The following is a 20,188-nucleotide window of genomic DNA, read 5'->3' as shown; positions in this document are numbered from 1 at the left end:
TTGTTTCATTTCACCATTCTTGTTTTTACGTTTTTATACTAACTGCTCTAATTTTCGACGTAATTCGACACAAACCTCACAATGAATAGTCCCCGGAAACATATCACACCCTCTCCACTTCCTCACCTCATACCCCATCTCCCCCAAATACTTCAAATCCCTTGCCAGCGTAGCCGAATCGCAGCTCACATACACAATCCTCTCCGGCCGCATCCGCACCATGGTTTCGAGGCACTTCTCATCGCACCCCTTCCGAGGCGGGTCCACCACGATCACATCCGCATAAACCCCATCCTCCTCATATTTCTGAGGAAGCACTTCTTCCGCCTTCCCGACGAAAAATTCCGCGTTTGTTATTCCGTTCCTGGCGGCGTTCTCCTTCGCATCAGCAATCGCCTCCGGCACAATCTCCACGCCATACACTTTCTTCGCTTTTTTTGCCAGGAACAATGAGATAGTACCAATCCCGCAGTACAGATCCCAAACTGTTTCTTCCCCGGTCAGGCCCGCATACTCTAAGGCCTGTCCATACAGCTTATTCGTCTGTACCGGGTTCACCTGATAGAAAGACAGCGGGGATATCCGAAATACCACGTCTCCGATGGTATCCTCGATCTTCTCTTCGCCCTTCAAAACCCGCACCTTTTTGCCCAGAATCACATTGGTTCTCTCAGTGTTTACATTTATGGATACGCTGGTCATCCCGGGGATTTTCCACAGCTCCTCCGCCAGCGCCTTTTCCTCCGGCAGCTTGTTCCCATTTATAACGATGCAGGCCATGAGCTGGCCGCTGGCAAAGCCCTTTCTTATCAGCACATGGCGGATTAGTCCCTTTCCGGAAGTCTCGTCGTAGGCGGAAACTCCATATTTTTTCATATAGGCAAGGATGGTTTCCAGAACCGTCTTATTTTCCTCCACGCCCAGGGCGCAGTCCGTATTGGCGATGATGTTGTGGCTTCTTCCGGCGTAAAAACCCGTTACCACGTTTCCTTCTTTGTCATATCCAAAGGGGAACTGTGCCTTATTCCGGTAGTGCCAGGGGTCTTCCATTCCAATAATTGGTTCCATGCAGGCATCGATGTGTTCCGGGGAAAATCCGCCGATTCGGATGAGGTTGTTCCTTATTTTATTCTGTTTAAATTCCAGCTGTTTTTCATAGGAGAGCGGCTGAAGCTGGCAGCCGCCGCATTGGCGGTGGAAGGGGCAGGGGGGCTGAACACGAAAAGGAGAAGGCACAAGTACCTTCTCCAGCTTTGCATAGGCATAGTTTTTCTTCGCTTTCATGACCTTCACCTGTACCGTGTCGCCGATAACCGCATCTTTGACAAACAGAATAAAACCGTCGGTTTTTCCTATTCCTTCGCCTTCGATCCCGGTGTCCGTTATCTCCACTGTGAGAATGTCATTCTTTTTTATTTCCATCGTGCTTTACTCCATCCGTGTCATTCTGATGTTGGATTCAAATAATCTGTTGTAGCCAAGCCAGCCGGTATCCTTTGCATTCTGAAGGGCTTCCATGAAGGTTTCCATCTTTGCGTCGGTGTTGTCAGCCAGGTTCAGAGCAGCCGCTTCGATCAGGGCCGGTTTTTTGGGGGATCCGTATTCGTATTCGCCGTGGTGCGCCAGGATGCAGTGTTTCAGCTCCGCTTCCAGAACCGGCGGGAAGCCGGGTATTGTGCGGGCTTTCTGGCCTATCATTTCCGTTCCCATGACGATGTGGCCCAGAAGCTGGCCGTCGTCGGTGTAGTCGTTTTCAGGGAAGAGGGAGATTTCTCTTGTTTTTCCGATGTCATGGCAGATGGCTGCCGTGATCAGGAGGTCTTTTTTCAGCAACGGGTAGGCTGCGCAGTAGTATTCGCAGAGTCTGGTGACGCTGAGGGTGTGTTCCAGAAGGCCGCCTACAAAGCCGTGATGTACGGTTTTGGCTGCGGAGGAGGAACGGAAGGCCTTCATAAAGGCTTCGTCTTCCACAAAGAAGGTTTCCAGCAGCTTTCTCAGGTACTGGTTTTCCACGCGGCCGATAAAACCAAGCAGTTCTTTGTACATGTCGTCGATATTTTTAGCGCTTACAGGAAGGTAATCGGCAGGATCGTATTCTCCCTCCTGGCAGAGGCGGACTCTTTTTACGCTGATTTGCAGAGAGCCCTGGAAGGAGTTGACATCGCCGTATACCTCTATGTAATCCAGGCTGTCGAATTCGGCAATGCCCGCGCTGTTGGGATCCCAGATCTTGGCGTCAATGGTGCCGGTTTTGTCCTGAAGTATCACATTGTCGTAAGCCTTACCGTTTTTGGTCACCGCTGACTGCTTATGTTTGCAGAGGTATATATCGAATACTCTGTCGCCTTCTTTTAAGTCTTTTATATATTTCATTTTTTCTCCATTCTGCCTTCAGGCCCGTTCTTTTTACAGTATTTTTTCTAAATTGGATTTTATAAAAAATATTGGTTTATAGTTTGTTTCTTAATTTCCTATTTTAAGGTTTCCAGGATAACATCCACTGTCATTTCCTGATATTCATCCTGCACCTGGCGCATGACGGTGAGGGTGATTTGGGAATCAGGGAGGAGTGTCATCATTTCTTCCTTGTATTCTTTGAATGAAGTGATTTCCTCAGTTCCCATTTTTACAATTACATCTCCGCTTTGGATGCCCGCAACCATAGCGGGGGAATCCATCACGATGCCGGTTATGTAGGCGCCTGCGGGGACACCCTGGGATTCCTGGATTTCAGCAGGGACATCGGTTCCGTATATGCCCAGCGTGGCCATGGGCTGGCCGTTGGAAAGCTTTTCAATGTTGTTTTTCAGGTCGCTGATGCCCAGGGCGGATATCAGGTTTTTGGCGTCGCTGCTGTTATTGCGCTGGCTGATAATGCCCAGCACCTGGCCGTTTAAGTTGATGATAACACCGCTGCCGTTTGTGCTCCCGTAAATATCGGTGGTGAGCAGGTGGTAGTTGCCGTCGGTGAGGTTAAGGACGGTATCCATGGAGGTTATGATGCCGTAGGCCACGGAGTTAGCGGTTCCCATGGGACGGCCCAGGGCGATGACCGGCGTGGCAAGGAGGCCGCTGCCGCTGTTGGAGCTGCCGAGCTTTGCCGCTTTAATCGCTTCTTTTGTCTCGTCGCTGATGTCGCTCAGGCTGACGCAGATGACTGCCAGTCCGGTGGTCGGATCGGACTGTTTTACGGTGGCTGTGGCCTGGGTGTTGTCGCAGAAGGTGACGTGTACCTTTTCCGCCTGTTCCACGATTTCTTTTTCGGTGAGGATCATGAGCTCCTTGCCGTTATCGGCCACGATCAGGCCTGCTGTCTGGCCTTTGTTTTCATAGGTGTTGTTCAGCCAATCCACATCGGAAACAACGCCGGTTACGGTGACCATGGATTTGGCGCCGTCCTGGGCCAGCTTGTAGAGGTTGCTGTACAGCTTCTGGTAATCGGAAACGCTCATATCCACCTTCTGGACAACGGTGGAGGCGATGGGCGCGGATTCCTTTTCTTCTTCGGTTTCAGTTTCCAGAACCATGTCCTCGGGAAGCATTTCTTCATTTTCCGCTTCCTCCTGGAGCTGCACGGGGGCGGGTTCCTCCTCGGGGTACAGCCAGTTACTGAAAACAGGCTCCAGCACAAGAAAAGTAAAACATGCGATAAGGCCGAAGATCACTGCCATGGAGGCGGTGATCATGGTTCTTTTCAGCAGCTTTCTCTTGTTGATGGGGCGTTCCTTTACTTTTTCCTTGATAAAATCAATGTCCCTGCTGGAGGCCCCGGAGGCAGGCTCCGACAGGTTTGAGCTTCCGCCGGATTCCGGTTCGGGGACGGATGTTTTATCCCGTTCATTATCTGACATTCTTTTTACTATCCTCTTATTTTTGCCTGAAACTTTTTATCCCGCAGACAACGAGACTAACGGACTTTCCCGCAGAAAATCGGGAGTCCTTCTGTCCGTCTGATGGCTGCCGCGAAGGATAAATATATGCTGGTTTTCGTCGGATACAAATATCCATGCCCTCGCAAACCACATCTTAACGGGCGGATATCCGAAACTGTTTAATTTAACTGACCAGTTACAGTTTATGTTCCTTTCCGTTGGAAAAGAAGGAAAACATGCCGGCTTTTCTTTAACAGTATATCCGATTGGCCGTGGCTTGTAAAGGCTTGGCAGGGCTTTCCGGGCCGGAAAAGAGCCGTTTTCAGACGGTTGGCCGGATGGGCTGCCGATGGTATTTCTTTCTTTTTTATCTGTTTTGAAAATAGTCCTGCGCCAGAATGCCGTACATACAGCAGTCGCAGATGCCCTGGTTGTTCCGGTCGGCCTGGCGGAGGATCCCTTCCAGTTTCATGCCGCATTTTGCCATTACCTTGCCGGAGTTGGGGTTATTGGGATCATGTCTGCTTTCCACCCTGTTTGCACCCACTTCTTCCATAAAAAAACGGATAATTTCTGCCATGGCTTCCGATGTGATTCCCTGATGCCACCAGCTGCGCCCGATGCAGTAACCGATATGTACCATATTAATGTCCTCTTGCTGGTGTACCACTGAAATGCTGCCAATGGGAAAATCTCCGTTTTCCTTCAGTACGATGGCCCACTGGTATGCATCTTTCTCTGAGTATGCATCGACCCAGCTTTGCAAAATAAATCTGCTGATTTCCACACTTCCGTGAACAGGCCAGGTGAGGAATTTTGTCACCTCCGGATCGCTGGCCCAGTTGTCATACATGGCCTGTGCATCATCCAAACGGAAGCGGCGAAGGATTAGCCGGTTGGTTTCCAGGGTTACGGTTCCTTTATGATTCATAATTTTTCTCCTTTTTCAGATTTCTCAGGGGCAAACCTGGTGCTGCGGTGAACTTCTGTACAAGAAGCAGGCACTGATTCGGCCTGCTGCCTGCCGGAAATCAAAGCCCCCGCTGCAAGCAACGGGGTATCAAACTTGCAGCGCTGCAGAGCGCAACGAAATAAAGTTCGTGGGTATTTGACCCTCGCGGCAGTCGCCAAATATCCATGCAAGCATGGCTACTTGGCTCGTTGCTCGCGGGAATAAAAAACGTGCGGAAAGCAGCACTTCCATCTTTTCTCTGCCCTTCCGCACGGCCGCTGTTCTATTCGTTTTCCGCTTTCCGCCTGTTTTTCTCCGCAATGACCTCTCTGGCCTTACGCACGCTTTCCACGTAAGCGGCATCCGGCGTTTCATACAGATATTTCGGGGCCAGGAATGCGGCGTCATAAAGCATCTCCAGCGCATCCTGCTGCTCCTGTTCCGGGTGGGAAGGCGCTACCACACGTGTCTGCCATACGGACATGCAGCGGGTATATTCCACCATCCAGAACAGAGGCTCCATATTTTTTTCCATCTGTCCGTTAAGTGTGGCGGAGTCCTCTCCCGCGATTTCAATGAGCCTGCCGATGTGGGAAGGAAGAGGCTCATCCACCTCACCGTCGGGATGGATTACGCATTCACAGTAGTCCTCATCCTCCCGGTGCGCATTGATAAATTCCATTACTTTCATTGATGCTGCCTTTCCCTGCGGCCGGGACCAGACCTGCGCCTTAGTTCTTCCGGCGGGCCATATCCCTGCAGTCAGTCTTATCCTTCGTTATAGAAATATGCCGGCTACGGCAAATCATTGTCTGTCCCGAATTATATTTGAAAATATGCCCAGTCCCTGACTGCTGTCTCTTCCATGATGTAAATTCCGCAAGGCTTTCATACGTACCCCTAATGGTAGCAAAAAGGCGCGGCTTTTTCAACACAATTTTTGTCACTTCTGCTGTTTCTGAGGTAATTCCTGAATCAAATACCCTGCTGCAAGCAACAAAGTACCAAATTGCCGTGCTGCAGAGCTGCGGGTTATTTGACCTTCACGGCAGTCTCCAGGTATCCATGCAGGCCTGAAGAACTGACTTTTTGCCCGCGGAATAATTATTTTAACGGGAAAATATGAAAAACGGGCAGCCTCACTCCGGCTGCCCGCAAAAACTTCTTTATTTCTCTCAGGTATCAGTGATTTCCTCTGCAGCCATGCTTGTCCTCGCCGCAGGAATGCTCTCCGCAGTTATGACCGCCTTCATGATGATGGCTGCACATGGTATCCGGATCATAAACAAGCTGCCCTGCAAGAAGTGCCGCAACATTGGCATCCGCATCTCCGGAAGCTCCCGGATAAAGCGAAATCCCAATCTCTGCCAGCGCCGTTCTGGCGCCTCCGCCGATGCCGCCGCAGATCAGGGTATCCACATCCCTTTGCTTCAGGAAGCCTGCCAGCGCGCCATGTCCGCTGCCGACTGCGCTTACTACCTGGGAATCCGTTACTTTCCCGTCTTCCACATTATAGATTTTAAAATTCTCACAATGCCCGAAATGCTGGAATACCTGTCCGTTTTCATAGGTTACTGCAATTTTCATGATGAATACGCCTCCGTTATTTTTTATGCTAACTGTAGTCTACTCTTGTTTATGGCATATGTCAATAACTCCCCCAATCTTATCAATGGAATATACCGGCAATTGACATATTATAACTGTTCTTACTGAGGAACTATTTATCAGAAGTTATTTTCTAACTATATTCGTATCTTTCCTAATCTATTCCATATTCAGTATATACTGCGGTCCGGCAGGTTTGATCTAAATTATATATTTTCAACATTTTTAATCATAATATTATGCAAGCAGAATTATCATAAAACACTATGTTTAATGTCGTAAAAATATTCCACCGTTTATTAATTGTTCAGTTATATATTAATGTTGTTTCAATATAACGCATATGCTATACTTACCATAAAGGGCGCGGCAGCTTTTAACTGCATCGCTCCATTACTATAATCCTGATTTTTTACCATACAAATAGGGGAGGGCAAAATGGCGCCTGTGATAAAACGTTATCTGGAAATAACAGCGTTACTCATGATGACAGTCTGTCTTGCGGCAGGATGTACAGCAAAGGAAAATGCGGATTTGGCCTACTCCAACCAGCGTTATTCCTATGATGAGGAGGAGGTCTTTTTCTGTGACAGCTGGACGCGTTACGATAAAGAATATTTAGAAAAACTGAAAGCGGACTACGAGCTGGAAAAGTTAGTTACAAACTGTGGAAATGATTTTGAAAGGGTACAGGCGGTGACAGAATGGGTCACCAACCTCTGGGCTCATAACGGCGATAATATACCGGAGCAAAATGACCCGCTCTCTATTTTACATAATGTGACAGAGGAGGGCGAGCAATACCGGTGTGTTGAGTATGGTGTTGTCATCTCCGGCTGCCTCAACGCATTGGGAATACCCACGCGTACCCTCGGCCTGAAAACACAGGATGTGGAGACAAGGGAGTACGGCGCAGGGCATGTTGCGGCAGAAGCTTATATTAAAGATCTGAAAAAATGGGTCTTCATCGACGGTCAATGGGGAATTATCCCCGTGATGGATGGAATGCCCTTAAATGCCGTACAGTTAAGTGAAGTCCTGGAACATCCCGGCAACTATGATACGCCGGTGGAATTCCTGTCCTTTCAGGGCGGCGGTGCAGGTGGTTATGCAGAGTGGATAAGCGAATATCTATACTATTTTGACTGCACCGGTTATACCTATACAAAGGATGGCCTGCAGGAAACATCTCTGATGCTGACGCCAGCTGATGCTGAAAATCCGAAAATTTTTCAGGTTAATTACCCATTGGAGATAGATATCTATATTGATTCGGTTCCTGCGTTTTATCCTCCGGCAGCTTGATTTTGAAGTAAATATGCAAGGCTGTGGGGTTAGTATTTTTAATTTTTTCATTTTGGCATTGCTGTTCCGGTAGAATACAGGTTATCTGAAATGCCAGAACGGTTATGAATTCTTGTTGGTAACTGAATTTCATGGTAAATATTTATTAGGGCGGCAGCACTATAATTCCCAGTGCTGCCGCCCTATTTTCCTGCAATCATTGTTTTAAACTCCGTATTAAAGTCTTAATTCGCAAATAGATATTAATGGTACAATCTTTTTTCAATATCTTCATACTCCCATTTTTCTGTGACTTTGCCATTTTTCAGGAATACGATCGACGGAACCGACTGTATCCCATACTTCATTAATTGTTCATATAAATAATCCGGTCTTAACTCTTTATCCATAGTTGTACTATAACAAACACAGTTAACATTATTCTCCCTGAAGTAACTTGCTAAACCTCCTTCTATTGAAATACATGCCGGACAATCATCTTTTTTAAAATAGATAGCAATAGATTCGTGGGAGTCATATATCAGGCTCAGATCCTCAAGTGTTGTTCCCTGCATAATCGTACCTTCAGGTTCATATCTTTCCATAAAATTATAGGATCTAACCGCTGTCAAAATACTGTAAATGCTAACCAATAAACAAACCGCACTAAAAATTACCCAAGAATAAACCGGCAGCTTACCTCTCAAAAATATTCCAATTATCAATAATACTAAAAGAATACATAAGACAAATAAAGAGTACTGCAGCCCCAGATAAACGTATGACGGCATTTTCCCCGCAATAACATATTTATCACGAAAAAAAGCTTCATAATTAATTATATGACCTGTGATAAAAATCTCTGATATCAGGAAAACTATTGTCACAGCAAAATAAATTTTCTGTTTCTTTAACTGAAAACCTCGTGAACTCATACATACCTCCAATGAAGTAAAGGCAAGTCTGATACTTATAGCTTTCAAACCTGCCTGAACTCTTATTCTGGATTACATTCTTTTCTTATTGTTTCTACAATACCAACACATGGCCTTGATGGTTCCAGATTCCATGAATCTTTAAGGGAAGCTCCTAACACATGACACTGAAATTATTCTGATAATCCCTGTTCATTTGTCCACCTATAATCATTTGAGAACCTATTTTTTACAGTATTCCATGACCAAGTAACAACACCAGTAGATGAACCTAACCCATGCCATCCTGCAGTGGGAACAAGCATTAACGATACAAGATCTCCATTCATTCCCCATGCCCCAGATTTAAACCGTTGATTAAAATCATCCACTCCATATACTTGAATCCTGGTGGTTAATGGGAATGTAACATCACTATAGTTTAGTTTATAAGTGGTCCTTGTATCAGATGTGCTTACTGTTGCCTTAACCTCACGTCCCCAAAAATCTTCAATCCTAATAGAGGCCACGGCGCCAACAAGTTTTTCATTATTATCATAGATTAGTACCGATCCATCCGAAGCAGCCGAACTGAGTTTTCCTCCTCCGGAGACATTATAAACAACTGAAAATTCATTTGAAGCTCCGACGCTTATCTGTACAATTTGTTCTGTACCATAGCTATTATCTATGTACTTAACACTATATCCAGTATCTTTAAAAAGTTGTTCTGAAGATTGTTCAAATGTTAATCCTATCTGTGCATAACTTCCATCAACAACATGCATCGTTGTCTGAGCAGCCATAACATTTTGTGATTAAAATCCCGCTAAAACAATACCCATAACTGCCAACATCAAAACTATTTTTATACCTTTCATCTAAATACCTCCTGTTTCAAAAAGTTTTCTGTTAACATTACCTTATTTTGTACAACAATCTCACCTCTAATATAAATTGCTTTCGATATGTTTATTATACAAAAATTTTTACACTAAAACGGATTGTGTCCTAAACGATACAATAATGATCTCAAAAATAAGTTTTTACTACAAAAAGAACTACCGGGTAAATTTATTTTTAGAATTACTGTTATAAAATAAGCATATCCCACAGAGAACCGTGTTCTTCAGAATACGATTCTCTGTGGGATATGCTGGCAAACTTTTTTTCTATCGGTATACATACCGGATAAATATCTTTTTTACATCAACAACAATAAATTGATAATAACGGAGTGTTTAGAGTTACACTCATTCCAGGCTCTCTACTATTATTACAGTTTTTGCAATCCCCTTCATTGGTACTATTTATCTCATACTCTAAATCACCTGCATAATTCATATATTCTTCTCTATTCATTCTGTCCCTTCTTTCTTCTAATACTATTTTCACCCATCATAGATGCATTTACCTTAAACACCTTACCTTCCTGACTAATTTGGATAAACCCTCCATATTTATCAATTGTGCGTACAACGCTGTCCAATCCAATACCATGCAATAATTTGTCTTGTTTTACGGTAAGCAATTTCCCATTGCCATTTTTCAGTAAATTACCATCAAAACTATTATCAATTTCCAACAAAATAATATTTTCTCTGCATTTTATTGTTACACTAATCCATCTTTTCACCTCCTCTACTCTCTCACATGCCTCTAAAGCATTATCCAGCAAGTTTAGCCAAACAGTACACCAATCGTTATCATTCACTCCACAATCTATAAGATTTCCACACAATATATTTACACTAACGTTTTTTCTTTTAGCCTTTGCATAAAATTCGTTCAAAATAATATCAACTATTATGTTTCCGCTCCAACGTTTTCTCTCTAACACTTTAATCGGTTCACTTATGGTTTTGGCATATAATAATGCTTTTTCTGTATCACCAGCTTCCAATAAACTGGTAAGTAAAGATAAATGGTTTTTCAAGTCATGATATATCAGATCTCTGTCTCTATATTCTAAAGCTAAGTTTTGATAACTATTTTGGGCATTATTAATTCTCTCAGACATTATCTGAAGCATTTCTTTCTTTTCACAGTTCATAATATAAACTAATGTCAAAACGAAAAAAGAGAAAATTAACATTGGGAAAAAAATAAAATAAATTCTAACTTTATCCTGCAGATATGGAAAAAATATTTTGTCACAAAAACTAAGGGCAATAAATTCAAAAACAGTAAATAGACCTAAATAATTTTGATTTTCGAATACTGCTCTTTTTATATCTGTCTGATATTTATAAAAAAGAAACAATATTGCAATTGTAAGTACCCGTGTAATTAATAATATTATAATTCTTTCCCACGAAACATTTTGCTGAACATATGTTACAAATTCAGTATTGGCCAGCATATTATCCAGAAAAAATAATATAAACAAATCACAAAAATATATGTTTTCAAAATATAATAAAGTAATTGTTAAAATATTTTTAAAGCAATTTTTATATAATATCGTTAATAGAAAAGAAGACAATAAGGAAATTAACAGAAGGTAATACCGTGAATACATCCCCGCAATATATCTTTGATAAATTGTAATACTGCTCAAAACAAATATTGATATAATCAAAAGTACACCCTGCTTCTTCCCTGAAAACCGCCTTTCAAAAAACAAGCTGAAAATATAAAGTAAAGCACATATTTCAAAAATACATAAGGCGCCCTGAATCCCCTGCAGCCATATCACATCCAATTCCTCCAATAATCATGAATCGCTTCCTTTATCGTTCTCGCGCGGGCTTTTCCCGCACGTATAACTGTACCGTTCCGCAGTCTGATATCCCTGCCATTCATTCCCATTATGTGCTCCAGGTTAATAATATAACCTCTCTCCACCCATATAAACTCCTCTGAATTCAGTTCTTGAAAAACCGTTTGCAGCGGTTTTCGCACCTGGATTTCTTCCTCCATAGATACAATTACTGTATTTTTATTGCTTTTATAAAGATAGATAATTTCTTTATACTCAATCCGCTGCAGACGCACATCCGTTTCAGTACAGTAAAACCTGTTTTCAGTCCTTTTCATTTCAAGGACAATCCCGGTCAGAACTAAAGAAAGCTTTTCATCCAGCAGACTCTTCTGGATAAAATCAAATGCTTTTAAAGAATATCCATGTGCTGCAAATTCAAAATAAGATGTTACAAAAACAAGATAAGTGTTTTTGTCGTATTCCCTTAACTTTTCTGCAAGTTGAATTCCGTTTATTCCGGGCATTTCTATATCCATAAAGCAGATATCATAATGCTGTTTTTCAGTTAATTCATAATAGAATAATTGAGTATTTGAAAATGTGTCAATCTGGCAAAGCTGCTTGTTTTCTTCAAAATAATCCGTTACTTTTCTTTTCAAAAGGATAGTAAAGCTTTCATCATCGTCAACAATTGATATTTTAATCATTAAATATCCTCAGTATATGTAAAATCGGGTACAGGCCTCCGACGGAATTTAGTTCCCGGATTCCTTAGACAAACACAAAAAACCATTTATGCACAAATGATGATTATTATATCATGTAAGGTTTTCAAATGGGGCATTATGTCCTGAAATGCCTTATTATGACCGCAAAAGGGAAATACTGCACTTTAAAAATGATTTTTATGGAAAGTTCAGCTATGATATGCTTTCCTCATTCATCCTCCCGAAAAAACCGATATCAACCGTATTTTTATAAATGGCCTACGAATTCATTAGCCATATGAAAACTTATTTTTATAAAATCCCCTTTTTTAAGCTCCCATCCTTTATCTTCTGTCTGAAGGAAAACAAGAAAACTTTTGTCATAAAAATCAAGCTTAGGAATTCCATACTCTTTCCCTTTTGCTGCATAGGTGCAATCATATATTGTTTCTGCCTGGAGTTCTTCCTGCAGCCTTAATAAGCTTTTCTCATCCAAAATCTTGCTAACAATCTTTTCCGGTATGATTTGTGGTGAGAGGGAATCCTCTGTTATAATACGATTTCCTTCTTCCTCTTCTGCTGAACTGGAGGGGACTGTTTGCTCCGGTACAAAACCAGTGTTTTAACAGTCCTAAATAAATACACAATTTAACATAATAATAATTATTAATAACCTTTTTTCACTATATAATCCTTTACTTTTCATTAAACATAGTATTAATTCCTGTAACAGCATTAACATCCCACTCTTCACCCGTTCCGGCAGGAACCGTATGATTTGATGTCTCATTCTGCTGCAGATTAATTGTCCGCGTTGCATACTCCTTTAATGTCAAATCATGTGTAACCAAAACAATTGTTTTACCCGCAGCATGTAAACTGCTGAGAATATCCATTACAATCTTTTTGTTTTTTTCATCAAGACTGCCTGTTGGTTCATCCGCTAATAATATCCTTGACGGTTTTAACATGATTCTGGCTAAAGAAACCCGTTGCTGTTCGCCCCCGCTCAGGCAAAATACTTTATCATTTAGGACCTTGTGCAAGTGCAGTTTATCAAGTATATTATTTATCTTCTGCGTTTCTTCCTTTTTCTTAAGCCTCAAAAATCTGGTAGCCAGTTTCAGATTATATAATACTGTTTCATTTTCTATCAGGCCATAATTTTGGAATAAATAAGATATTTCATTTCTTAATAAATTGGTTCCTGTATGTGAATTTAATTTTGGGTTTACATAACCGCATATATTTATTTGACCTGAAGTCGGTTTTTCTAAAAGGCCCATAAGATTTAGTAATGTAGATTTACCGCTTCCGCTTTCACCTGTAAGACAAATAAACTCTCTTTCTATAATATCTAAATTATAATCAGCTAAAACAACTTTTTTCCCAAACTTTTTAGTCACATTATGTAATGATATTATTCCACTCATCTATATTCTCCCCGTATAACACTTACTACTTTTTTTGATTGGATTTTTATTGCCGATAACAAGAAAACAAGGAATTCAAATGGTAAAAAGATATATAGGCTAAAATTTAGATTAATAAACGAAGCAGGTATTAAAAGTAACACATACTGTAATAAAATCAGCCCTAATGGTTTAAAATATATCATTAAAATATTGTATCCGTTAATTCTTTTATACATAATGTGTTCGATATATAAATTAACAAATAATTTACATGTATATAAGATTAATACAGTCATTGAAATAAAATAGATTGTACCAGTTATCATGTCAAGGATAAGCTTGTCGCGTATATTGGAGATACTGTTATCAAATACATTCGATACTTTTATTGTTTGCAGCATTACGCCATCCAGCCCCAAATTTTTTAGCAATGGACTAATCTCTTTATACGCATTATCAGAATCAATTTTAATAAAATAGTATTGGCCTGAGACATAATTCAGCATTTTATTTTTTAGGATATCTTTATTATAAATTTCAATTATGGGATCATGTATTATTCCATTATCCCATCTTCCCGAATATGGGTTAAAAGAGCGTATAATTTCTCCCTCTTTATAATACATAATATTAAAATCGTCACGGGAAAGGCTAAAAGAATACATGTATTTCCTGATTACATCTTCACTTTCCATATCCTCCGGTAATAATAGATTTAGTTTTCTTTTATCAAAATAAGAACCATCAATTAAATTCCCGCTAATGTCATGTATTGGATTTATTTTAAGATAGTTTTCATTAACGGTAATACTAATTTGATTATATTTGGAAGCCAGAGTATCATTATCCATTAAACCTGCATTACTATAGTTTCTGGTATTGATTAATATTCCATTATATTTATCAACCGTCTCTTCATAAAATATATCCAGTTTCTTATTATAATCTAGTTGATTTATTGAATTAATTTTATTATTGCTTGCATTTATAGGGAATGAAACATAACTCCCTAGTTGCTTACTGATCATAGTATTTATTTTGTTAAGATTGTAAATGTTTTCAATATCAAGTATAATAACTGAAAACTTTGAGATAAAAATAAATACCAAAAAGAATTTCAAAAGTAAGGTTATATAAAAAACACTGTAATTATCTGATTTGTTTTTTATAAAAAGGGAACTGCCTACAGTGACATTCATAAAATTCAGAATTATTATACAGAATAAAGTTAAAAAAAGTATATGAAGAATTTTGGGAATCATAAAGGCCATATAATTAAACAAGCAGCCGGGGCTATAAAAATTCAGCATTAAGGCGGAAAATAACCCAATGGCAAATGTAATCAGAGCCATATCTATAATACATTTACTTAATAAATCCAATGTTATCTCTCTAAAGCTATAACCCATTAGTTTTTTTATTACAATATCTTTCCTCTGTGATAATACGAAATAAATTATACTTGATAATAATAATATGAATGGAAAAGCCAATGTTCTGATATTTAGATAATTAACGGAAAAACTCCTCTCATTTACAATGCTAAACGAATACTCATTTTCTTCTAACAATAATGAAAATTCTTCCACCTTATTTTGTTCAACATAGTACATAGCGGATCGTAAGTTAAAATCAACAATATCCGCAAAATTATAAATATAAATATCATAATAAAAGCCTGGTCTTGCTAAGTAAAAAGGATCATTCTTATTATTCCTGTTATTTGTAACAACTTTATATTCCTTTAACAAAGATGCTGCATTATTAATTCCTAAAAAATCAGCAGTATTCGTAGACACATAATATTTTTTTTGTAATTTCTTTTCTGAACTATCTTCAATCACATATAAAAGGTCGGTATTTAGTTTCTTTGCAAACCTTTCCAGTTCATTAATAAACTCAGAATTTGTTAAACTATTAGGCTGATTGATGATATATTTAACTTTGTTTTTTTCTATTGTACGGCTTACTAGATTCGAATAGTCCAATAAGCCAAAACACACAAAATATATAAGGAATAAACTATAAATAAAATAGAGTGTTTTTTTCATTTTTCCTTATGTCCTTCCATCCATATCTGCTGATAATTAATCATAAATGGATTAAAAACCAACTCCTTCCTGCAAATATTATTTGATTTAATTCTCAATAATAGCAGGAAGGAGTCATTTACTATAACCTATTTAAGGGATGAAACTCCAGGCAGGCTTACCCCATTTTGCCTGAAGGCTCTTGTGTCTCTCCATCCAATATTGTAATAACAATGATTGTCAGAGATCCCCGCGTCAGCAGAAGCATAAGACCATGACCCAGGTTCGACATTATAATCTGTATCGATCCATGCTCCATCAACAGATGAACCATGTATTTCCGTAGGATGATAATAACTAGAATATACTGTAGTATAAAGATTTTTAAAGCCATAATCCCAGGTACCACCTTCAATATCCAATGCGAATGCGGTTGTGCCCATGAGCATAGCAAGAGTACCAACAAGAGCTAATCCTTTGACAATTTTCCCTTTCATAAAAAACTCCTTTCTTTTGTACGGTTTCGTATGTTTATAATGCTTGGATTTCCATACTTTCTCTAGTCAATTTTTTCTTCTATGATCGACTAAAAAATAAATTTTACTTTTTCTACATGTACATTGGACTATCCTCCTATCTCTAATTGTAAATTTATCTCTGTGCTCCTTATGCTCTGATTATAACCAGTTTAATTTGTTTTTGTTAAATATGGCCTGAACTGTCAGAAAAATGAGTGCGAATGGATCAAAATTGTATTTACATGCATTAAACACACGTATCAGATTATACGAAAAGGCGGGCAGCTCTGTTTCCGCTGCCCGCCCTTCGATCCTATTTTATCAACAACAAAAAATAGAAAGATCAGGAGTATTGAGTGTCACAACACGCTCTTCCCCATCTGTATCCCCACTAATTCCCACATATTCCAGTTCATAGGACAAATCCCCTACTGCAATCATAAAGCAATCCCTCTCTTCTCTCATCACCTCACCACCTTTCTATGGAAGCAAAACAATATTAACCCTAAATATATGCTCCTTAAAGCTATACTCCATTGTCCCGTTATTCTTCTCCACTGCATATTTCACACTTTCCAGCCCTATGCCATGCAATAGTTTATCCTCCTTTAAGGTATGCGGCTTACCATCCATAAGTTTTAAGGTACCGCAGTACGGGTTAGATATGTCCAGAATAATCATTTCATTTATTTGGACAAGGCAAAACTCAATCTTCCGCTCTTCTGCAGGAACTTTTTCGCACGCTTCTATCGCATTATCCAGTAAATTTGCCAATATAGCGCACCAGTCTATATCCTCTATCGTAGTCATAAAATTCCCAATTACCTTTATATTCAAAGATACCCCACACAATTTTGCCTTTTTATCCTTGTCATTTATAATGCTGTTAATAATGCAGTTTTCTGTATACCGCCTTTGATCCAGCTCCTTAATAGGTTCCTGTATTTTCCTAATATACTGCCTTGCCTTATCAAATTCTTCCTCATCCATCAATGCGTAAAGTATCAGCAAATGATTTTTTATATCATGGAAAATAGCACCACGCTGTTGATAAAGCATTACCATATCCTGATAATTTTTTCCCATCATGTCACTTCTAATATGGATAGCGGCTATCTCATCTTTCTTTTCAAAATATAATATAAAACTTATAGTCCATACCATAACAAATAACAGCAATAATGGAAAAAAAACAAAATAAATATCTATTTTCCTATTATCCATAAAAACAAATACCTGATCACAATAATACAGTCCGATATACTCTAGCAAAACAAAAACTATAAATATCTTTTTATATTTTATAAATACTTTTCGGACTGTGACCCTGCTATGTACCATGCAAATCACAATTACTAGGAAGATGACCCTGCTTAATGCCATAATAATAACCCGCTCCATACTCATTTGTAGTTGGATATTCTCAGCAAAGTCCCTTTCTTTTACAGCCAGCTTCCAGACATATACAAGTAATAAATCAAAAAAAGAAACTGTTTCAAAATATAATGACACAAATAAAAAGCATCTCCAAAATGTTATCTTAAAAAACAAATAGGCTATAGCAGAAGAAATACCTATACAGGTTAACATAAAATAACGCGAATACAACCCGCTTGTAATTCTCTGACAAATCAGCAGCCCACATACCACCGCCACAAAAAGGTACAGCAGGCCGTCCTTCCACTTCCTGGTATCCCTCTTCTCTGAAAACATGAAAAGAAAATAAAAAATGCCAACTATTTCCGTTATGCAAAGTATTCCTTCCCCAATCCTCAGCACCGTCATATTCTGTCCTTCCAAAAATGTAGGATCGCTTTCTTAACCTTCATTTCATAAGTCCTGCCAATAGGAACTTCCTCTCCATTACTCACTATAAGGCCTTTCTTCACAAGCCTGACAATATGTTCGATATTTACCACATACCCTCTTTCTGTAAACATAAACTCCTCCGATGCCAATTCATCAAAAATATCCTTCAGGGATTTTCTGATATGGACTTCCCTGTCCTTTAACACAAATACCGTATTGTTTTTCTCCTTGTAAAAGTAAATAATGTCATCGTAGTCCAATCGTTCAAACCTTGTATCAGTTACTATTGGGTATACTTTACAATAGACGTCTTGATATTCCGCCCAAAACCTCTGTAAGGTACTGCTCATTTCTTTTTCAAGCAGGCTTTTAAGAATATAGGCAAATGCTTTAAAATGGTATCCATCCATTGCCAGTTCTTCATGGGAGGTAAGAAAAATCAGATACGCTCCCGGCACCTCTTCCCTTATTTTACCCGCCAGCTCAAATCCATCCGTTTCCGGCATTTCAATATCCAGAAAATAAAGTTCCCAATGCTTTCCGTTCCTTAAATCAAATACGGCAGCAGCCGGGTCATCGTATAACCGCAGTTCATAAAGCTTTCCCTTTTCCTGAAAGAATTTGTCCACGTATCTGCAGAATACCGGATGAAATTCCGCATCGTCATCTAATAATGCTATATTTATCAATATATCAGCTCCTTTTACAAATAATAACAGCCTCTATTCCCCTTTTTCCAGATGTCCTTAAATGGTATTATTTTTGAGTGTAAATGGTTGTCGGAAATCCATAAACTTGACTGGAAACTCTCACTATCATCCAATTTTGTAAAATTCTCGTTACATTCAGTAAAAAACCTCCAAATCCTCCAAGAATACACTATCTTATAAGCTTCAACCGAGTACCTCCATTCACATTTTTTGGTAATTTTTTACAAGCCTCTGCTGAGTGTAGTGTCCGCCTGTCCATCATAATAATATAACCATCCAGGAGATATTTTCAGCCCTACTTCAGAAGGCGATTTAACACCGCTTACACTGAATAATTTTTCAAATCCGCCCTCCCATGGGAGCCTGACACAAACCTGAGAATTATTGCTTTTATCCTTATAAAATCCATACACATAATCCTCATCAAAATTACCTATATTAATAAACCTTCCATTATTCTCCGCCGAGTCATATATCAGATGTCTTTCGTTATTCCAATCAAGCAGATAGATATTATTTTTATTCTCACTGTCATAAAAGACAAGTCCTTTGTAGGTTAACATCGGATACTGCGCTGCTTCTAAAATGACACCTGCCTGCCCGCTTTTTTTATTAATGCTATAAATCTCCTGAACAGCCCCCTTGCCGTCCTTTGATTTCATGAAAAACAGATTGGGATAATTTATATAATTATTGACAAAATCAATAATACACTTATAATTATCGCCATTTTCCGTCAACAATTGTTCCAACTGATATATTTCCGAGGTATCCGTTATATCCTTTTCAATGAGTCCATCAGTATCCATTTGATATGCCTTATTCTCTATCCCCGTTAAATATAATACATCCTGGAATACATACATATTCCTGTATAAATAAGCATCCTTTTCACTGAACTCCAGAACCTGTTCCAGGGAATCATCTTCAATATTAATCCTCAGGACCCCAGCCTGATTTTTTTCCCCGCCTCCACCGGAATAATTAAAAATATAAATATAATCTTTGTAAACCAGTTTAGGCACAGCATTCCCGCTGAATACTTTTTTCTTTTCAGCGGTTAATTCATTTATCCTGTAAATTCCGCCGTCCATGTATACGTAGGAAAATGGTTCCGTATAAACAATACCCTGATTATATACATGATTGTTTTCAAAATTAATGTTGGTGTCTATATTGGGAACATTTAACTGAATATACTCTGCTTCTTCCCCTGTCTCTGATACGGCCTGCGTTTCCCAAAAAGCATACTCCTCCATTTTCCTGCCACATCCACAAAAAATTACAGAAATCACTGCCACGGCACACCAGCCGCTTAATACCAATCCTGTCCTCTTGCTCATATTCCTTCCCCCACCGATCCGTAATCAAATGTATCTGCTTTTTACATTTTTATTATAAAAGGGACCTCCATTTTTTGTCCTTTTGGCCTCAAAAAGACCAATTCTGTCCGTCAAAAGTACAGCCTTCCCATTATATTCCTCCACCGGATTCCTGGCACTTCCCACCACAAGCCCTTGCAGTGTCTTATCCCTCTTCAGTATGCTGAATTTTATTAAGATTCATAATTTTTTAATAAACATTATTAATTGCTACCTAAAATAGATAGTAGAAATAATAACTTTCTAATATAAATAGTGCCTGCTGATTAAGCTTAAATTTCCT

Annotated in this window: 21 protein-coding genes; 1 reads left to right on the top strand and 20 read right to left on the bottom strand. The window is 39.4% G+C overall.

Features of this window, described 5'->3' with window-relative positions; genetic code table 11:
* Nucleotides 1-33 precede the first annotated feature (33 nt).
* The 6 genes from rlmD to HMPREF1548_RS02450 form a co-directional block, all read right to left on the bottom strand.
* Complete coding sequence (gene rlmD, locus HMPREF1548_RS02475; RefSeq protein WP_021634129.1) at nucleotides 34-1,422, bottom strand: 23S rRNA (uracil(1939)-C(5))-methyltransferase RlmD; 1,389 nt, start codon at nucleotides 1,420-1,422, stop codon at nucleotides 34-36.
* A 6-nt stretch (nucleotides 1,423-1,428) separates the two neighbouring features.
* Nucleotides 1,429-2,373 carry a 3'-5' exoribonuclease YhaM family protein gene (locus tag HMPREF1548_RS02470; protein WP_021634128.1) on the bottom strand — a complete coding sequence of 315 codons (945 nt, stop codon included), beginning with the start codon at nucleotides 2,371-2,373 and terminating at the stop codon, nucleotides 1,429-1,431.
* A 98-nt stretch (nucleotides 2,374-2,471) separates the two neighbouring features.
* On the bottom strand, nucleotides 2,472-3,851 hold the full coding sequence (locus HMPREF1548_RS02465) for a S1C family serine protease (protein ID WP_021634127.1): 1,380 nt from the start codon (nucleotides 3,849-3,851) through the stop codon (nucleotides 2,472-2,474).
* A gap of 388 nt (nucleotides 3,852-4,239) precedes the next feature.
* A complete protein-coding gene (locus tag HMPREF1548_RS02460; protein ID WP_021634125.1) occupies nucleotides 4,240-4,803 on the bottom strand; it encodes a GNAT family N-acetyltransferase in 564 nt (187 codons plus the stop codon).
* Nucleotides 4,804-5,107: 304 nt separating this feature from the next.
* Nucleotides 5,108-5,515 carry a hypothetical protein gene (locus HMPREF1548_RS02455; RefSeq protein WP_021634122.1) on the bottom strand — a complete coding sequence of 136 codons (408 nt, stop codon included), beginning with the start codon at nucleotides 5,513-5,515 and terminating at the stop codon, nucleotides 5,108-5,110.
* 491 nt (nucleotides 5,516-6,006) lie between these two features.
* Nucleotides 6,007-6,411 carry a NifB/NifX family molybdenum-iron cluster-binding protein gene (locus HMPREF1548_RS02450; RefSeq protein WP_021634119.1) on the bottom strand — a complete coding sequence of 135 codons (405 nt, stop codon included), beginning with the start codon at nucleotides 6,409-6,411 and terminating at the stop codon, nucleotides 6,007-6,009.
* Nucleotides 6,412-6,870: 459 nt separating this feature from the next.
* Between HMPREF1548_RS02450 and HMPREF1548_RS02445 the strand changes: the two genes are divergently transcribed.
* Complete coding sequence (locus HMPREF1548_RS02445) at nucleotides 6,871-7,737, top strand: transglutaminase domain-containing protein (protein ID WP_021634118.1); 867 nt, start codon at nucleotides 6,871-6,873, stop codon at nucleotides 7,735-7,737.
* A 242-nt stretch (nucleotides 7,738-7,979) separates the two neighbouring features.
* Here the strand turns inward: HMPREF1548_RS02445 and HMPREF1548_RS02440 are convergent, their stop codons facing one another.
* The 14 genes from HMPREF1548_RS02440 to HMPREF1548_RS02390 form a co-directional block, all read right to left on the bottom strand.
* A complete protein-coding gene (locus HMPREF1548_RS02440) occupies nucleotides 7,980-8,651 on the bottom strand; it encodes a DUF6568 family protein (RefSeq protein WP_021634117.1) in 672 nt (223 codons plus the stop codon).
* Nucleotides 8,652-8,713: 62 nt separating this feature from the next.
* Complete coding sequence (locus HMPREF1548_RS30780) at nucleotides 8,714-8,812, bottom strand: DUF2599 domain-containing protein (protein WP_083492908.1); 99 nt, start codon at nucleotides 8,810-8,812, stop codon at nucleotides 8,714-8,716.
* A gap of 12 nt (nucleotides 8,813-8,824) precedes the next feature.
* Nucleotides 8,825-9,436: a hypothetical protein gene (locus tag HMPREF1548_RS02435; RefSeq protein WP_021634116.1), complete on the bottom strand. Its 612-nt coding sequence runs from the start codon at nucleotides 9,434-9,436 to the stop codon at nucleotides 8,825-8,827.
* A gap of 403 nt (nucleotides 9,437-9,839) precedes the next feature.
* The gene (locus HMPREF1548_RS29320; protein WP_157065621.1) at nucleotides 9,840-9,992 is read right to left on the bottom strand and encodes a hypothetical protein; all 153 of its coding nucleotides are present in this window, start codon (nucleotides 9,990-9,992) and stop codon (nucleotides 9,840-9,842) included.
* Nucleotides 9,985-11,328, bottom strand: coding sequence for a sensor histidine kinase (locus HMPREF1548_RS02430; protein WP_035320757.1), 1,344 nt, complete (start codon nucleotides 11,326-11,328; stop codon nucleotides 9,985-9,987). The genes HMPREF1548_RS29320 and HMPREF1548_RS02430 overlap by 8 nt, the downstream gene beginning before the upstream one ends.
* Nucleotides 11,325-12,041, bottom strand: coding sequence for a LytR/AlgR family response regulator transcription factor (locus tag HMPREF1548_RS02425; protein WP_021634114.1), 717 nt, complete (start codon nucleotides 12,039-12,041; stop codon nucleotides 11,325-11,327). Before HMPREF1548_RS02425 ends, HMPREF1548_RS02430 begins: the two co-directional genes overlap by 4 nt.
* Nucleotides 12,042-12,309: 268 nt before the next feature.
* Nucleotides 12,310-12,537 (bottom strand): hypothetical protein, encoded by a 228-nt coding sequence (locus HMPREF1548_RS02420; RefSeq protein WP_021634112.1) that lies wholly within the window; start codon nucleotides 12,535-12,537, stop codon nucleotides 12,310-12,312.
* A 199-nt stretch (nucleotides 12,538-12,736) separates the two neighbouring features.
* Complete coding sequence (locus tag HMPREF1548_RS02415; RefSeq protein ID WP_021634110.1) at nucleotides 12,737-13,474, bottom strand: ATP-binding cassette domain-containing protein; 738 nt, start codon at nucleotides 13,472-13,474, stop codon at nucleotides 12,737-12,739.
* On the bottom strand, nucleotides 13,471-15,507 hold the full coding sequence (locus HMPREF1548_RS02410) for a bacteriocin-associated integral membrane family protein (RefSeq protein ID WP_021634109.1): 2,037 nt from the start codon (nucleotides 15,505-15,507) through the stop codon (nucleotides 13,471-13,473). Before HMPREF1548_RS02410 ends, HMPREF1548_RS02415 begins: the two co-directional genes overlap by 4 nt.
* A gap of 128 nt (nucleotides 15,508-15,635) precedes the next feature.
* Nucleotides 15,636-15,983, bottom strand: a complete 348-nt coding sequence (locus tag HMPREF1548_RS02405; protein ID WP_035320756.1) for a lactococcin 972 family bacteriocin — start codon at nucleotides 15,981-15,983, stop codon at nucleotides 15,636-15,638.
* Between the two features lie 342 nt (nucleotides 15,984-16,325).
* Complete coding sequence (locus HMPREF1548_RS29315; RefSeq protein ID WP_198168603.1) at nucleotides 16,326-16,472, bottom strand: hypothetical protein; 147 nt, start codon at nucleotides 16,470-16,472, stop codon at nucleotides 16,326-16,328.
* Nucleotides 16,473-16,484: 12 nt separating this feature from the next.
* Nucleotides 16,485-17,789 carry an ATP-binding protein gene (locus tag HMPREF1548_RS02400; RefSeq protein ID WP_021634106.1) on the bottom strand — a complete coding sequence of 435 codons (1,305 nt, stop codon included), beginning with the start codon at nucleotides 17,787-17,789 and terminating at the stop codon, nucleotides 16,485-16,487.
* A complete protein-coding gene (locus HMPREF1548_RS02395; protein ID WP_021634105.1) occupies nucleotides 17,786-18,502 on the bottom strand; it encodes a LytR/AlgR family response regulator transcription factor in 717 nt (238 codons plus the stop codon). Before HMPREF1548_RS02395 ends, HMPREF1548_RS02400 begins: the two co-directional genes overlap by 4 nt.
* Before the next feature lie 242 nt (nucleotides 18,503-18,744).
* Nucleotides 18,745-19,866 (bottom strand): hypothetical protein, encoded by a 1,122-nt coding sequence (locus HMPREF1548_RS02390; protein ID WP_035320755.1) that lies wholly within the window; start codon nucleotides 19,864-19,866, stop codon nucleotides 18,745-18,747.
* Nucleotides 19,867-20,188 lie beyond the last annotated feature (322 nt).

Source organism: Clostridium sp. KLE 1755 (assembly GCF_000466465.2).
Lineage (GTDB): Bacteria > Bacillota > Clostridia > Lachnospirales > Lachnospiraceae > Eisenbergiella > Eisenbergiella porci.
Note: the sequence above shows the minus strand (reverse complement) of the source record. Positions and strands in the feature narration are given on the sequence as shown.

What these genes read in the sequence shown, in the direction of transcription:
- HMPREF1548_RS02470 (WP_021634128.1), bottom strand. Translation starts at nt 2,373, where the DNA reads ATGAAATATATAAAAGACTTAAAAGAAGGCGACAGAGTATTCGATATA.
- HMPREF1548_RS02455 (WP_021634122.1), bottom strand. Translation starts at nt 5,515, where the DNA reads ATGAAAGTAATGGAATTTATCAATGCGCACCGGGAGGATGAGGACTAC.
- HMPREF1548_RS02410 (WP_021634109.1), bottom strand. Translation starts at nt 15,507, where the DNA reads ATGAAAAAAACACTCTATTTTATTTATAGTTTATTCCTTATATATTTT.
- HMPREF1548_RS02460 (WP_021634125.1), bottom strand. Translation starts at nt 4,803, where the DNA reads ATGAATCATAAAGGAACCGTAACCCTGGAAACCAACCGGCTAATCCTT.
- HMPREF1548_RS02440 (WP_021634117.1), bottom strand. Translation starts at nt 8,651, where the DNA reads ATGAGTTCACGAGGTTTTCAGTTAAAGAAACAGAAAATTTATTTTGCT.
- HMPREF1548_RS02450 (WP_021634119.1), bottom strand. Translation starts at nt 6,411, where the DNA reads ATGAAAATTGCAGTAACCTATGAAAACGGACAGGTATTCCAGCATTTC.
- HMPREF1548_RS02435 (WP_021634116.1), bottom strand. Translation starts at nt 9,436, where the DNA reads ATGGCTGCTCAGACAACGATGCATGTTGTTGATGGAAGTTATGCACAG.
- HMPREF1548_RS29320 (WP_157065621.1), bottom strand. Translation starts at nt 9,992, where the DNA reads ATGAATAGAGAAGAATATATGAATTATGCAGGTGATTTAGAGTATGAG.
- HMPREF1548_RS02425 (WP_021634114.1), bottom strand. Translation starts at nt 12,041, where the DNA reads ATGATTAAAATATCAATTGTTGACGATGATGAAAGCTTTACTATCCTT.
- rlmD (WP_021634129.1), bottom strand. Translation starts at nt 1,422, where the DNA reads ATGGAAATAAAAAAGAATGACATTCTCACAGTGGAGATAACGGACACC.
- HMPREF1548_RS02465 (WP_021634127.1), bottom strand. Translation starts at nt 3,851, where the DNA reads ATGTCAGATAATGAACGGGATAAAACATCCGTCCCCGAACCGGAATCC.
- HMPREF1548_RS02405 (WP_035320756.1), bottom strand. Translation starts at nt 15,983, where the DNA reads ATGAAAGGGAAAATTGTCAAAGGATTAGCTCTTGTTGGTACTCTTGCT.
- HMPREF1548_RS02445 (WP_021634118.1), top strand. Translation starts at nt 6,871, where the DNA reads ATGGCGCCTGTGATAAAACGTTATCTGGAAATAACAGCGTTACTCATG.
- HMPREF1548_RS02415 (WP_021634110.1), bottom strand. Translation starts at nt 13,474, where the DNA reads ATGAGTGGAATAATATCATTACATAATGTGACTAAAAAGTTTGGGAAA.
- HMPREF1548_RS02400 (WP_021634106.1), bottom strand. Translation starts at nt 17,789, where the DNA reads ATGACGGTGCTGAGGATTGGGGAAGGAATACTTTGCATAACGGAAATA.
- HMPREF1548_RS02390 (WP_035320755.1), bottom strand. Translation starts at nt 19,866, where the DNA reads ATGAGCAAGAGGACAGGATTGGTATTAAGCGGCTGGTGTGCCGTGGCA.